The sequence below is a fragment of the Streptomyces sp. NPDC050423 genome, assembly GCF_040655445.1.
In the GTDB taxonomy this organism is placed as follows: Bacteria; Actinomycetota; Actinomycetes; order Streptomycetales; family Streptomycetaceae; genus Streptomyces.
The window spans coordinates 1-14,632 of sequence record NZ_JBFAJY010000023.1 but is presented as its reverse complement, the minus strand read 5'-3'; the positions used below and the strand labels follow the sequence as shown (position 1 = coordinate 14,632).

Sequence of the window (14,632 nt, the reverse complement as noted above, 5' to 3'; positions counted from 1 at the left end):
ACAGCCTCGCGGCGCGGTCAGCGGGTGCTGCGGGCCGCCTGCCCCGGCACGACGATGCCATGGGCCTGGGCGACCCTCCCCGGACGCAGGGTCCACGGCACCGGTGAGGTGTCGGTCAGCCAGTCCTCGGCGACGATCCGGTGCACGACGAAGCCGCGCAGCGACCGCGGCAGCTTCCAGCCCAGGCCCTTGCACAGCTGGCCGTAGGAGGGGCCGTGACCGTGTTCGGCGCGGAAGGCCGCGGCGAAGCCCGCGGCCTGCGGACCGCGGTCGGGATGCCCGTCCTGCCAGACGTCGTAGGCGGTGAACACGGACCGGGGGGCGGGGACGTCGGCGGGGGGGTACATGAACGCCTTCGCGACGCGTCCGGTGGAGAACCGGCACAGCGCGCAGTGTTCGACCGCCTCGACGTGCCGCCGCAGAGCGGGACTGACGCCGGACTTCCACGCGGCCCACTCGGCCGGGCCGATCGGCTCCGGTTCGGGGGCGGCAGGCGTCCGGTTCGCCTCGGCGCGCGCCTCCTCCGCGATCTCGGCGGGGGTGCGGAACATGCCCGCGAGGTGGCGCACCACCGGGTCGAGCCGGTACGCGTCGCCTGAGAGGTCGGCGAGGAAGCCCTTGGCGGCGAGTTCGGGCACGGCGGCGCGGCAGGCCTCCGGCAGCTGGGCGGGGATCTGCCCGTGGAGCTCGGAGGTGCTGTGGGCCGCCAGGAACAGGGCGGCCAGCCGGGTGGCCGGCGACGTCTTCTTGACGGGTTTCGCGATCCGCGCGCGCATGGCCCATCCCGACACCCGCGACCGCGTTCCCTTGCCCAGGGGCAGCGGGTGGTCCGTCTCGCTGCTCATGTCCGGCACCCTGATCCCCACCGGGACGTCCTGGTCCCCGTCGACCAGCGGACCGGGCACCTGCCATCCGACGGCCTCCAGATCGGCCACGGCCCGGCGTGGGTCCTCCAGCTTCAACGAGCGCACGTCGGTGCCGGTGACATTGCCCACGCCGCCCCGCGCGGCCCGGATGGCCACGACGACGGCGAGGAACTGGGCGTCGACGGACGCGAGCGGCAGTTCGACCACGTACGAGAGGAGCGCGCGTGCCGCCTCCCCTTGCCGTGTGGTCAGCAGGAAGGGCGGGGGGACGGGCTTCACGGGCGGCGAGGCGGCGGTCTCTTGCGAGATGACAGTCTTGGGCACATCTCTCCTAACGCGGTTCGGCCGTCGAGGTCACGGGCAATGTCGCACCCGGACGAAATTCCGCACCTGACAACCTTAGTGAGACGCGAGGGCGGTCAACGGCCGGGCGGACAGCCACCGGCCGTGCCGGCGGGGTTCCGGTTGCGCGGCGCCCGTGGATGCCGTGGTCACCAGCCGCGATATACCCGGCAGAGAGCCGGCCAGGAGAACGACGTCCCCGAATCCTTCCCAGTACCGATACCGATACCAATGCCGATACTGGTACTGGTACTGATATTGATATTGAATCGCACATCCTTACGGAATATCCCGACCCGGAAGTTCCTCTTCCTCAACTCGGTTCATTCTTATACCCATTCGTGGGCTACCCCGCCACTTCCCCGTCTGCCACAGTGACAGGGGTTGACCGACAGGTGCCGAACGGCACCTGTCCGAACGGGGAAAGAAACGGGATGAGGATCAAACAACGCATTGCGGGGCTGCTCGCCGGAACGGCTCTGGTGGCCGGGGCGTTGGCCGGCACGGCCGCACCGGCCCAGGCCTACAGCCCGAACCCGACGGTCAAGACGTACTACCGCGACACGGGCAGCTGCCCGTGCAGCGGCGGCACGCTCAGCGACCCGTTCGACGGTACGTACTTCCAGCGCGACCCCGGAGGTTACGCCGTCAAGATGGAGCTCTCCGCCGGCGGTTCGTTCATCGGCAAGGTGGAGTTCCATCCGTACGACGAGAAGCTCTACGTCTACGACACCAAGAATGACGGCGACACGTTCTACGTACACGTCCAGTACTCGTACAAGGGCAGTACGCACAACCTCGGCACGCACTCGGCTCCGGGCACGTCGGCCGTAGTCGACTACGGCTTCTGGGACTTCGACATTCCCGAAGGCGCCTATGTGGACATCACGGTGTACGACGGGAAGGCCATGACCGACTACATCGGCGGAGCGACGGGGACGGGCGGAGCAATCGCCTGAGTCCTGTCCCGGCGCTGTACGTGTCCCGCCCTCCCCGGTGCCGGGGAGGGCGGGACACGGCGTTCCTGACGGGAGTTCGGGCCCCGGCCCGGTTACGCGGACCGCAGCCGGTAGGCGTACGTATAGGTGCGCCCCGCGTGCAGCAGGTACTCCGCGAGCGGCGGGGCTCCCCAGGAGTCGTTGCCGCCGACCCCCATCTGCCGGTGGTTGACGCCCATGATCGTCTCGTCGCGCCGCTTCACCTCGTGGGGGTGCCTGGGCCCGTCCAGGTCGAACGGCGAGTGGTGCAGGACGCTCGTCTCCAGCAGGGGTCCGCCCTCGTCCGGATCGGCCCGCACCAGGAGTCCGGTCCCCGACCGGTCCGTGACCGACAGATGGCGCACGTCGGTCATGTTGCCGGTCTGCTCGGGCCGGACGTACGGCGCGACCTGCTGGTCGACCGTGGAGCGGTAGCGGCCCACGAACGCTCCGGTGTGCCGGTCCCAGTAGTTCTCCTGCGGGCCACGCCCGTACCAGTCGATCTGCTCGAAGCCCTTCGGGAGCGTCAGCAGCGCGCCCACCATGGGCAGGTCGGGCAGCCCGTCGGCAGCCTCCAGGGTGTGCCGGACCCGGATCTCGCCGTCCCCGCGCACGGTGAACACCGTGGTCCAGGTGGAGGGCGTGGGGGCGGTGGGCAGGGTGCACTCCACCTCGACGGTGACCACTCCGGGCGAGGGCCGGCCGGTCGTGACGGAGGTGACCTCGCGGTCGGTGCCGGCGTCCCGCCAGGTCCGCAGGGAGTTCTGGGCACCGCGGCCGATGTCATTGTCGGTGGGCCCGCGCCAGAAGTTCGGCACCGGGCCGCCGGCCAGCAGCAGCCGCCCCTTCACCCGGTACGACGCCAGCGTTCCGGTGGACTTGTCCAGGACCACGTCCATGTCGCGCCCGCTGATCCGCACCCGCGCGTCGGTCTCGTCGAGGTCGAGGGCGGGCAGCGTGCCGGGGGCCGGGTCGGCGGGGGCCGGGGTGTGCCAGTCGAGACCGAGCTGTTCGGCGGCCACGGTGTGCCCGGCATCCGCCCAACTGGCCGCTGCCTTCAGTACGAAGGAGACGTTCAGCCAGTACTCGGCACCCGGCTCGGGCCTCTGCGGCTTCCGGCAGGGGATGCGCACGGTCCCCTCGCCGCCCGGGGCCACCTTCGGTGCCGCGAGCCTGCCGTGCTGCACGCTGCGGCCGTCGCAGGTCACCTCCCAGCGCAGCTCGTACGCGTCCAGGCCGCTGAACAGGTGCTTGTTCCGCACCCTGACCGTCCCGGCCGCGAGATCCGCGGCATCGACGGCGACCGGCTGGTAGACCTTCTTGAGCTCCAGCAGGCCGGGGTGCGGCGTACGGTCGGCCGCGACCAGGCCGTTGCAGCAGAAGTTGGCGTCGGTGGGGTATCCGTCGTGCCAGTCCCCGCCGTACGACAGATAGGTGTGCTTCGCGTCGCCCGGCACCGGGAGCCGGATCGCCTGGTCCACCCAGTCCCACACGAACGCACCGTGCAGGTTCGGGTAGCGGTCGAAGATGTCCCAGTACTCCTTGAGGTTGCCGCTGCTGTTGCCCATGGCGTGCGCGTACTCGCAGAGCATGAAGGGCGTCTCCTTGCCCGACCTGCCGTACGCCTCCACGTCCGCCGGCTTGGTGTACATCTCGCTGTGCAGGTCGGCGACCTCGTTCATGCCCTCGTAGTGCACGGGCCTGGAGGCGTCCCGGGCGTGCACCCAGTCGGCCATCGCCCGGAAGTTGGAGCCCCCGCCGGCCTCGTTGCCGAGCGACCAGACCACGACGCTCGGGTGGTTCTTGTCGCGCTCGACCATGGAGCGGAGCCGGTCGACACAGGCGTCGGTCCACTCCGGCAGGGAGGCAGGCACGGTGTCGCGCACACCGTGCGTCTCCAGGTTCGTCTCGTCGACGACGTACAGGCCGTACTCGTCGCACAGCTCGAGCCAGCGCGGGCTGTTGGGGTAGTGCGAGGTGCGCACGGCGTTGATGTTGTGCTGCTTCATCAGCCGGATGTCCTGGAGCATCCGGGGCTCGCGGATCGCCTGGCCGTGGTCGGGGTCGGACTCGTGCCGGTTGGTGCCGCGGAACATGACGGGCTTGCCGTTCACGGTGAACTTCCCGGGCCCGTACTCGACCTCGCGGAAGCCGGTGCGGGTCCGCTGGACGTCGACCGTCCGCCCCGAGCCATCGGTGAGCGTGACGACCACGGTGTAGAGGTTCGGGTCCTCGGCCGACCACAGCGCGGGCGCGGCGACGTCCGCCTTCAGCGTCACCTCCACGTCCCCCTCGCCCTGCCCCGAACCCTTCGGGTCGACGTCCCCGGTGAGGGGAGCGCCGACCCGTCGCCCCCGGCCGTCGTACAGCACCGCCTCGATCCGGTGGCCGCCCGCGTCGGCGTCGCCCCGGTTGCGTACCGTCGCGGTGACCGTGAGGACCGCGTCGCGGTACGCGTCGTCCAGCGCGGTCCGCACGAACAGGTCCTGCACATGGACCGGCGCGACCGCGTACAGGTAGACGTCCCGGAAGATCCCGGACAGGTCGATCATGTCCTGGTCCTCCAGCCAACTGCCGTCGGACCACCGGTAGACCTCGACGGCCAGGGTGTTGTCGCCCGGCCGTACATGGCCGGTGATGTCGAACTCGGCGGGCGTGTAGCTGTCCTCGCTGTAGCCGACCCGCTCGCCGTTGACCCAGAGGAAGAACGCCGACTTCACGCCCTGGAAGGAGATCAAGGTGCGCCGGCCCGACCAGTCGCGCGGCACGGTGAAGGTGCGGCGGTAGGAGCCGACCGGGTTGAAGTCGTGCGGAACCGCGGGCGGCTCGGGGGTCTCGTAGCCGATCCACGGGTAGCGGATGTTGAGATAGATCGGTTCCGGGTAGCCCTCGATCTCCCAGTTCGACGGTACGGGGATCCGGTCCCAGCCGTCGTCGTCGTAGTCGGGCGCCTCGAAGCCGGCCGGCCTGGCGTCGGGGTTCCTGGACCACTTGAAGCGCCAGGTTCCGTTCAGGGAGCGGAAGTAGGGCGACTTCTCCATGTCTCCGCGCAGCGCCTCGGAGCCGCTCGCGTACGGCACGAGCCTGGACCGCGCCGCCTCTCTGCCGACCTGGAACACTCTCGGCTCCGCGTCCCACTCGGGGCCGGGACCGTCCGCGGCGAAGGCCTGTCTCTGCGCTGAGAAGACGGCCCAGCCCGCGAGGGCCGCACCGGTCGAAAGGACGGAACGACGGCTCGGACGGTATGCGCTCATGAAGCGACTCCGAACGGAAGACAACAAGAACCATCACCATCAGACGGAATCGCTCAACACGCAAGACTCCGCGCGGGATCGCCGCACGGAGCGGCCGAGGCCATCCCGGCATCAGAGGCCTGACCACAGCAAAGAGCGACGCGGTACCGCCGAAGGTGGCCGGAAGCATGCGATGGCCCGCTTCCGCTGCCCCTGCGGCAGCCGCCACACCGACCCGATGGCGCATCAGAACCGCGCGGTTCACATACCGCCACCGAGACGCTGCCGCCCGGACGCGAGGTGTCCCACAACTGGATGATCCGGGGCGCCCAAGCCGACTCCCTCAGCCACGCGATGTCCGGACTCCGGACTCCGGACTCCGGACTCCGGACTCCGGACAACTGCCGCGAGCCACCGGGCGGACACGCGGGCACGGTGATGACGGTGCGCGTCACCACGGTCTCGGACACGTGCACAAAAACGCACTTCACGGCTGGTCCGACGGTCGAGACCACCGTGCTCCACCAGGCGTACGGAACAGCCGTCCAGTACGGGTGACGGCACCGGCCGCCGGACCGGCCGAGCCAGAGGTACGGCGGCGGTGAGCTACGGCCGGGGACGAACCGTGGCCGGATGTCGACAGATACCCCCGGCCACGTGTCCCGACGTCCCGCCGCGGGCATGATCATCTGCATGAACGCGGGCACGGGCGAGGACGCGAGCGACAAGCCGGGGCAGATCCTGCACTGGAACTTCTTCATAGGCGGCCACCTGAGCGCCTCCGTACCCGTGCGCCTCGTCGAACGTACGACCGCGGGTCAACTGGTGTGGATGGAGACCGGCACACCGATGTGGCGGACCGTCCTCCCACGCGGCGCCACACACCTGCGGGACATCGCCCCGCACGACCGCCCCGCCGAGGGCTACCCCGTGGTCGCCGACCGGTGGCCGATGGGCAACGCCCTCTTCTACCAGCCGACCGCCGCGGCCCACTCCGTCCTGTGGCTCTTCGGGCGCAGACAGAAGTTCCGCGGCTGGTACGTCAATCTGGAACGTCGGGTCCACCACGGTGACGACATCGACATCGCCGACCACGAACTCGACCTCAACGTGGCGCCGGACCGCACCTGGCGGTGGAAGGACGAGCAGTCCTTCGCCGAGAAGACCGGCCACCCCGCGTACTGGACCGCCGAAGAAGCCGCCGCCATCCGGACCGAGGGCGACACGGTGGCACGGCTCGCCGAGGCCGGAACGTTTCCCTTCGACGGCTCCTGGTGCGATTTCCGGCCACCGCCGGCCTGGACGACACCACCTCGCCCCCCGAACCCCCGCCGCTCGCTCCTCTGAACGATGCGCGCACCCACCTCGCCCCGCCTGCCCCGATGGCTGCGGTCCGGGCCTCGATGCAGGTCTCGGCCAGGGTGGCGTGATGGCAATCATTGCCCGGCGTCACCCTCCGTGATACACAGAGTAACGATACGTAATTCACTCACACACCGATTCGATCCGCAGGTCAGGGCGGTCAGACCGGTCAAATGTGCGAGATCCGGGCAAAGAGAGCCGCCAAGTCGTCGTACGAAGGCAGTTTCATCAGCGAAGATAGAGGGTGACTCGTGCCGAGCGGCACGGGCACCGAACTACCCAGCAGGGGCGGTGACTTACATGATCCTGGCAGCGGAAAAGGGCGACATCACCACCATCATCGGCGGAATCGCCCCGAACTGGGGGCCGTTCGGGACCTTGGGCAACGAGGCCCGCGTAATGATCGAGGTGGTGATGGCGATCGCCATCCTGCTCTGCCTCGGCATCGCGATCTGGGGAGCGGCGAAACAGCGGATCGGCGCGACGGCTCTGCGCGACACGTTCAGCGCGGAGCAGGGCAAGGGGCTGATCGTTGCCGGTCTGACCGGTGTGTTCATCATCGGATCGCTGGGAACCCTGTTCACCATCGTCTACGGGATGGCCGTCTAACCAGCCGTCAGCCCGCGTCCGGGGGCGATCCCGCCCCGTCCCCACCATCCGTCCGTCGTGCCCACCGGCAGAGGTTGCGTCTCCCTGATGTCGAGTCACCACACCGCGCCCGCGCGGAAACCAGCACGGCTACCGTCGTACCACGAGGCGGTTCAGGCAACGGTTGAGGGGGCGTACGCGGCATGAGTCCCGGCGACGATGACGGCTACGGCAACGACTCCGGCCGTTCGAACGACGGCTACAGCACCCTCGGCGGTACGCGCCAGACCCGTACCCGCCTCCCCGACGGCCAAGGCGGCGACGGCTACGGCCTCCGCCGCCCGCCCCGCAAATCCCGCTCCCTCTTCACGGTCATCGGCGTGGTGGTCCTGCTGCTGGCCGCTATCGCCTTCGCGAACATGGGCGGAGGCGGCGGCGGTGACGACGGCGACGGCACACCGGGAAGCAGGGGCAAGAAGGCCGGATCAGCGCCTACCGCGGCTACGGGGACGAAGCCGGTGGCGGGGAAGAACGGCGACATCGCCTCCGGGTTCGCGCATGACCAGCAAGGGGCGCAGAGTGCGGCGGCGAACTATTCCGTGGCGCTTGTATCCGCAGACATCCTCAAACCAGCTCAACGGACACAGATCGTACGCCAAGTCTTCGTCGCAGGCAGAGTCGGCGAACTTGAAACTAGGTTCAACCAGGCCTACAGCAAGGACTTCCTTGACAAGGTCGGCCTTGACGAGAGCGGCAAGGCCGCTGAAGGCATGACGTACATCTCAAGGACCGCGCCTGTCGGAACCAAGGTGACGCAGTTCGCGGACTCTTCCGCCACCGTTGAGGTGTGGTGCACAGGAGTCTTCGGCACAGCCGGTGTCGGCTCCACCAATCCTGTGAGCAACGACTGGTTCACCATGACGCTCAAGCTCCAGTGGGAGAACAACGACTGGAAGGTCGACAGCTTCGCCCAGGAGGACGGCCCTGCACCGGTCAATACCGACCGTACGGCCTCCAACGCCGATGAAATCGCCAAGGCCGTCGAGGAGTACGGAGGGTTTACTTATGCCCGCTAATTCACGGCAAGCGCTCAAGCTGAGTGCGGCCCTGGCGAGCGTCCAAGCGACTTTGGTGATTCTGGCAACCCGCGTTGCGGCGGCTCCGACGCCTTCCCCCTCGCCCTCAGGGGATGGAAACTGCTCACTCATCGTCGGCCCCGCCAAGGACTACTGCGAAGGCGGCGCAGGCACCAGTAAGTCCAACGCCCCCAAAAGCACCGACCCCGCCCTGGACCCCCTCACCTCCCTCGGCCGCGGCTGTGCCGACGCCGCCGCCTGGATCGTCGGCAAGCTCAGCGACGCCGTCAAAAGCACCGCGAACGTCGACTTCACGAACACCCGGTTCCTCCAGCAGTACGCGATCGTCTTCGCCGCCTCCACCGTGCTCACGCTCATCCTGTGGCTGCTAGCCGTCGCCAAGCGCGCCATCCGCGGCGTGCCGCTCACCACCGCCATCTCCGAGGCCATCGGCTTCCTGTGGCTGACGGTCCTCGCCTCCGCCTTCACGCCGCTGATCCTGTACACGATCGTCTCCGCGACCGACGCCGTCACCGAGGTCATCGCCTCGTCCTCCGGCGGGCAGACGGACGTCTTCTTCGGGTCGTTCGCCGAGGCCCTCAAGAAGGACTCCGACATCGGCGGCGGGCCGATCATGCTGATCGTCGTCTCGCTGGTGTCGATCCTCGCCGCGGGCATCCTCTGGCTGGAACTCGTGATCCGGGCCGCCCTGCTCTACGTCGGCGCCCTGCTCGGAACCGCCGTGTACGCGGGGCTCGTCGACAAGAACATGTGGGGACACGTACGCCGCTGGGCAGGCATCATGATCGCGGTGATCATGGTGAAACCGGTCATCGTCATCGTGCTCGGCCTGGCCGGCGCGCTGTCATCGGACGACGGTCCCAACGCGTTCTCCGCCGTCGTCTCCGGGCTGGCCATCATCCTGCTCGCGATCTTCGCCTCCGGCATGATCTACCGCTTCGTCCCCGGCTTCGGCGACGAGATCCAGGGCGCCCGCACCAACCGCAAGCAGGCCACCGACGGCTCCCAGGCCGCCGCGATGATCAGCTCTCCCGCGGCTCTCGTCTCCCAGGGCATCAAGACCCACAGCAGCCGCGGCGGCGGCCAGGACGGCGGCGGAGGCAACAACAGCGGCGGCGGACGCCCCGCCAATCCGGTCAGCGGCGGAGTCGCCGCCCACAGCTCCCGCAACTCCGGGAGCGGGGTCGGCGGCGGATCTGTCCCCTCCGCCGCACCTCCGCCCCGCAGCGGATCGGGTCCCACCTCCGGCACCCCCCACAGCAGCCGCGGCCCACGCCGCGGATCAGGCGGTTCAGGTAACAACAGCACAGGAGGTGGCGGGCGTTGAGCACGCAGTCCCAACCGATCGCGCCCCGCCGTACGTATCTCATCGGCCGGGCCAGACCCAACGCGATGGTCGGCAAGAACCGCGAGACCGGCGAGATCGCCCTGATCATCGGCGGCGCGTTCCTCGGCATGATGAGCGGGCTGCTCGTCCCGGTCCTGTCCATGCGGATCGTGCTGCTCACCGGCTTCCCGCTGCTCGCCCTGGCGATCGTCTACGTCCCGTACAAGCACCGGACCTTCTACAAGTGGTTCGAGATCAACCGCAGCTACAAGCGCTCCCTGCGCCGCGGCACCACGTACAAGTCCGGCGCCATGGAAGCGGGCGTGAGCGCCGACGGGCGCGAGGTCGAGATCGGGCCACCCCCCGGCATCGGCCGGATCAACTGGCTGGCCGCGCCCTTCGGACCGGACGAGATCGCCGTACTCCTGCACGCCGACCGCCGCACCGTCACCGCCGCGATCGAGATCGAGGGGCCCGGCGTCGGGCTGCGCGACAGCGAGGACCAGGAAGCACTCGTCGACCGGTTCGGCACGCTGCTCAAGCACGTCGCCAACGGCGACGGCTTCGTGACCCGCATCCAGATGCTGGCCCGCACCCTCCCCGCCGACCCCGACGCACACGCCAAGGACGTCGCCCAGCGCGGCGACAAGGCCTCCCCGGGCTGGCTCCAGGAGTCCTACGACCAGCTCCAGTCCATGGTCTCCACCTCCAGCGAGCAGCACCGCGCCTACCTCGTCGCCTGCATGGAGTTCGACCGCGAGCTCGCCGCGGAGGCCAACGCCATGGCCCGCGCCGCCCGCCCGCACGGCGGCCGCAAGCTCGACCGGGACGCCGGACTCGCGGTCGTCATGGCGCGCGAGCTCACCGACATCTGCGCCCGCCTCGCCGAGGCCGACATCCGGGTACGCCAGCCGCTCGGCCAGAGCCGCCTGGCCTCCCTCGTCCACTCGATGTACGACCCCGACCACCCCATCGACCACATCCAGGCCATGACGAAGCGCAACGCCTGGCCGGCCGAACTGGACGCGGTCGAGCCGACGTTCCTCCAGGCCAAGACACGTGAGTCGTCCACCCGCGCGCCCTGGTGCCACTCCACGGCCTGGGTGAAGGAGTGGCCGATGACACCGGTCGGCGTCAACTTCCTGGCCCCCCTCCTCGTCCACACCCCCGATGTGATCCGTACGGTCGCGGTCTGCATGGACCTCGAACCCACCGAGATCGCCATCGAGCGCATGCTCACCGAGAAGACCAACGACGAGGCCGAGGCCAGCCGGCAGGCCAAGATGAACCGCACCGTCGACCCCCGCGACATCGCCGCCCACGGCAGGCTCGACCAGCGGGGTGAAGATCTCGCGAGCGGCGCGGCCGGGGTGAACCTGGTGGGGTACATCACCGTGTCGTCGCGTTCGCCCGAGTCCCTCGCCCGTGACAAGCGGACGATCCGGGCCTCGGCCGGCAAGTCGTACCTGAAGCTGGAGTGGTGCGACCGCGAGCACCACCGCGCGTTCGTCAACACCCTGCCGTTCGCCACCGGCATCCGCCGCTAGCCGCACACGACCGAGAGAGACGAGAGGGAGGTCGGTCACGCCATGCGAGATCCGCTGTCCGCGATGTCGGACGCCTTTACCGCCTTCCTCTTCGGGAAGGTGGAGACGACCCGGCTGCCCGTCCGCACCTCGACCGGACAGGCCCAGGCGGTCTACCTGCCCACCGCCGCCCCCGGCCTCGGTGACTCCGGCGTGATCATCGGCCGCGAGGTGTACTCCGGCAAGGGCTACATCTACGACCCCTTCCAGCTCTACGGACAGCAGCTCCCCGCCCCGCACTGGCTGGTGCTCGGCGAATCCGGGAACGGCAAGTCCGCGCTGGAGAAGACGTACGTGCTCCGCCAGCTGCGCTTCCGCGACCGCCAGGTCGTCGTCCTGGACGCCCAGGGCGAGGACGGCGTCGGCGAATGGAACCTCATCGCCCAGGAGCTGGGCCTCACCCCCATCCGCCTCGACCCCACCTCCGCGCTCAACGGCGGCATCCGGCTCAACCCGCTCGACCCCGCGATCACCACCACCGGGCAGCTCGCCCTGCTCCGCACGATCATCGAAGTCGCCATGGGCCACGGCCTCGACGAACGGTCCGGCTTCGCGCTCAAGGTCGCGCACGCCTTCGTGAACGAGACGAAGGACGAACGCCAGCCCGTCCTGATGGACATCGTCGACCAGCTCCGCCACCCGAAACCCGAGTCGGCCGCGGCGATGAACGTCGACATAGACGACGTACGGGCCTGGGGCCTGGACGTCGCCCTCGTCCTGGACCGGCTCGTCGACGGCGACCTGCGCGGCATGTTCGACGGGCCGACGTCCGCCGACATCGACCTGGACGCCCCTCTGATCGTCTTCGACCTCTCGCACATCGACCGCAACTCCATCGCCATGCCGATCCTGATGGCGATCGTCGGTGTCTGGCTGGAGCACACCTGGATCAGGCCCGACCGGAAGAAACGCATCTTCCTGGTGGAGGAGGCCTGGCACATCATCAACTCCCCGTTCGTGGCCCAGCTCTTCCAGCGTCTGCTGAAGTTCGGCCGACGGCTCGGGCTGTCCTTCGTCGCCGTCGTCCACCACCTCAGCGACGTGGTCGACGGAGCCGCGGCCCGGGAAGCGGCGGCGATCCTCAAGATGGCGTCGACCCGCACGATCTACGCCCAGAAGGCCGACGAGGCCAGAGCGACCGGCCGGGTGCTCGGGCTGCCCCGATGGGCGGTCGAGATCATCCCCACGCTCACCCCGGGCATCGCCGTCTGGGACGTCAACGGCAATGTCCAGGTCGTCAAACACCTGATCACCGAGGCCGAACGCCCCCTCGTCTTCACCGACCGCGCCATGACCGAGTCCTCCCCCGTCGACCTGCTCCCGGAGGACGTACGCGCCGCCGAACTGGAGGCGGAACAACGCGCGGCCCGGATCGAGAACCAGCAGCGGCTCAACGAGTCGTCCGAGTCAACGGTGGCATGACATGGCACGGCGCGGCGAGGCACGGCCCGGTGGCAACGGGAACGGCAGCGGCGGCATCCCCGACGGGCTGCTGATCGGCCTGCTGGCCTTCCTGCTCGGGCTGACCCTGCTGGCCTGGACGGCCACCGGTCTGTCCGGACTCCTCGCGCACGGCGCCTGGCCGCACGGCGTCACCCTCGCGGAGACCCCGCTGGCCATGCGCCGGCTGGTGGAGGCCCCGCACGACCTGCCGGCCGCCTGGCCGACCACGCCCGCGGGGGAGTTCTCCGGTTACGGCCTGTTCTGGGGCCTGTTCATCGGCGAACTGATGGTGCTGGTGGTGCTGAGCATCTTCGTCATGGGCGTGGTCGCGCGCTGGCGCGCCGTACGGTCCCGGCAGCGCGCCCAACGGCTGGAGCAACTGGAGCACCACCAGCCGGAACACACCCGGCTGCGGCCCGACCTGAGGAAGCGACAGGAGTACGTGCACGAGGCCCCGACCCAGGAGCCCACAGAACCCCTCACCTTGCCCCTCGCCCAACCACAGCCGACACCACAGGCCGCACCCCCGCCCGACACCCCAGACGCCCCCACCACAGCCGCCGAAGCCGCCACCGAGCTCCTCGCGACCGCACCGCCGCTCACCGTGCCCTCTCCCCGCGCCCCCCTCGTCGTCTACGGGCCGGCTGCCACCCGCCGGCCCACCGTCATCCAGGCCATCAGCGAGGCCGACGGACCCGTGCTCGTCGTCACCTCCGACCCCGGCGTCTGGGCCGAGACCAAGGACGCCCGCGCCAAGCTGGGACCGGTCCTCATCTACGATCCCGGCCACCTCTGCGACACCCCGGCCCGGCTCCACTGGACACCCACCGCCGGCTGTGAGCTGCCCGACCGGGCGGCCGCCCGCGCCGCGGCCCTCCTCGCCCCCGTCCGACCGCAGGCCCGCATCGACGCGGCCACGGCCGACACCGCCGAAACGCTCCTCCAGTGCTGGCTGCACGCCGCCGCCATCGACGGCCGCCCCTTCCGCCAGGTCCACCGCTGGGCACAGGGCGGCACCGCCCACGAACCGGTGCGGCTGCTCCGTACCCACCCCAAGGCCGCGTCCGGACTCGCCGGACTCCTGGAGTCCGCGCTCACCGCCCACCCCGAACGCCGCGAGATGGCCCAGGAGCTCACCGTTCGGGCCTTCGGCGCGCTCTCCTCGGTCCACATCCGCGACGCCTGCACCCCCAACCGGGCCGATGCGCTCGCGCTGGATTCCTTTGCGGACGAGGGGGGCACCCTCTATGTGGTGGGTGAGCCCATCGAGAACCCACGGTCGGGCCCCGGAGCCATGCCCCTGCTCACGGCGCTCGCCTCAGACGTGGTCGAGCACGGCCGCCGCATGGCCGCACGGTCATCCGACGGTCGGCTCGACCCACCAATGACACTCGTCCTCGACGACGTCGCAGCCGTGGCACCCCTGCCCCGGCTTCCCGAACTGCTGGCGACCGGCACGAACCAGGGCCTGCCCACCGTCGCCCTGCTCCGCTCCCCCGAACAGGGCCGCGCCCGCTGGACCCAACAGCTCCGCACGCCGAGCGTCCCCTGATCACCTGCCCCCGCCGGCCCAGCTTCCGTCCGGCGCCTCGGCGACGAACCGCCGCACCCTGCCGTCCCCCGCCTCGGACGCATCGGCAGCCCGCTCGCGCCAGAAGTCGTCGGACCGCTCCAGGCCCTGCTCGTACGTCACCTCGCATCCCGTCCTTCTGGTCGGGAACGCAGAAAAGCCCCGTGCCACAAGGGCACGGGGCTTAACTATAAAAGGAGTTCGGCGGCGTCCTACTCTCCCACAGGGTCCCCCCTGCAGT

11 protein-coding genes and 1 pseudogene are annotated in these 14,632 nt (G+C 69.7%); 9 read left to right on the top strand and 3 right to left on the bottom strand.

Features of this window, described 5'->3' with window-relative positions:
- Positions 1-17 precede the first annotated feature (17 nt).
- A complete protein-coding gene (locus AB0I52_RS18395; RefSeq protein WP_363073759.1) occupies positions 18-1,190 on the bottom strand; it encodes a hypothetical protein in 1,173 nt (390 codons plus the stop codon).
- 452 nt (positions 1,191-1,642) lie between these two features.
- Between AB0I52_RS18395 and AB0I52_RS18390 the strand changes: the two genes are divergently transcribed.
- Complete coding sequence (locus tag AB0I52_RS18390; protein WP_363073757.1) at positions 1,643-2,167, top strand: hypothetical protein; 525 nt, start codon at positions 1,643-1,645, stop codon at positions 2,165-2,167.
- 92 nt (positions 2,168-2,259) lie between these two features.
- Here the strand turns inward: AB0I52_RS18390 and AB0I52_RS18385 are convergent, their stop codons facing one another.
- Positions 2,260-5,439: a glycoside hydrolase family 2 TIM barrel-domain containing protein gene (locus tag AB0I52_RS18385; RefSeq protein ID WP_363073755.1), complete on the bottom strand. Its 3,180-nt coding sequence runs from the start codon at positions 5,437-5,439 to the stop codon at positions 2,260-2,262.
- A 279-nt stretch (positions 5,440-5,718) separates the two neighbouring features.
- On the opposite strand from AB0I52_RS18385, the gene AB0I52_RS18380 reads away from it, so the two are divergent.
- The 8 genes from AB0I52_RS18380 to AB0I52_RS18345 all read left to right on the top strand — a co-directional run bounded on the left by AB0I52_RS18380 (position 5,719) and on the right by AB0I52_RS18345 (position 14,373).
- Positions 5,719-5,976, top strand: coding sequence for a hypothetical protein (locus tag AB0I52_RS18380; protein ID WP_363073753.1), 258 nt, complete (start codon positions 5,719-5,721; stop codon positions 5,974-5,976).
- A 135-nt stretch (positions 5,977-6,111) separates the two neighbouring features.
- The gene (locus AB0I52_RS18375) at positions 6,112-6,765 is read left to right on the top strand and encodes a DUF402 domain-containing protein (protein WP_363073931.1); all 654 of its coding nucleotides are present in this window, start codon (positions 6,112-6,114) and stop codon (positions 6,763-6,765) included.
- A gap of 315 nt (positions 6,766-7,080) precedes the next feature.
- Positions 7,081-7,389, top strand: a complete 309-nt coding sequence (locus AB0I52_RS18370) for a hypothetical protein (protein WP_024493027.1) — start codon at positions 7,081-7,083, stop codon at positions 7,387-7,389.
- 182 nt (positions 7,390-7,571) lie between these two features.
- Positions 7,572-8,444, top strand: coding sequence for a hypothetical protein (locus AB0I52_RS18365; RefSeq protein ID WP_363073751.1), 873 nt, complete (start codon positions 7,572-7,574; stop codon positions 8,442-8,444).
- The gene (locus AB0I52_RS18360; RefSeq protein ID WP_363073749.1) at positions 8,434-9,792 is read left to right on the top strand and encodes a hypothetical protein; all 1,359 of its coding nucleotides are present in this window, start codon (positions 8,434-8,436) and stop codon (positions 9,790-9,792) included. The genes AB0I52_RS18365 and AB0I52_RS18360 overlap by 11 nt, the downstream gene beginning before the upstream one ends.
- Positions 9,789-11,339 (top strand): SCO6880 family protein, encoded by a 1,551-nt coding sequence (locus AB0I52_RS18355; protein WP_363073748.1) that lies wholly within the window; start codon positions 9,789-9,791, stop codon positions 11,337-11,339. Before AB0I52_RS18360 ends, AB0I52_RS18355 begins: the two co-directional genes overlap by 4 nt.
- Before the next feature lie 42 nt (positions 11,340-11,381).
- Complete coding sequence (locus tag AB0I52_RS18350; RefSeq protein WP_363073746.1) at positions 11,382-12,800, top strand: ATP-binding protein; 1,419 nt, start codon at positions 11,382-11,384, stop codon at positions 12,798-12,800.
- A gap of 1 nt (position 12,801) precedes the next feature.
- The gene (locus AB0I52_RS18345) at positions 12,802-14,373 is read left to right on the top strand and encodes a type IV secretory system conjugative DNA transfer family protein (RefSeq protein ID WP_363073744.1); all 1,572 of its coding nucleotides are present in this window, start codon (positions 12,802-12,804) and stop codon (positions 14,371-14,373) included.
- Positions 14,374-14,385: 12 nt separating this feature from the next.
- Here AB0I52_RS18345 and AB0I52_RS18340 read toward each other — a convergent pair.
- Positions 14,386-14,511 (bottom strand): annotated as a pseudogene (locus tag AB0I52_RS18340) (GNAT family N-acetyltransferase); the annotation flags it as partial.
- Positions 14,512-14,632: the final 121 nt, after the last annotated feature.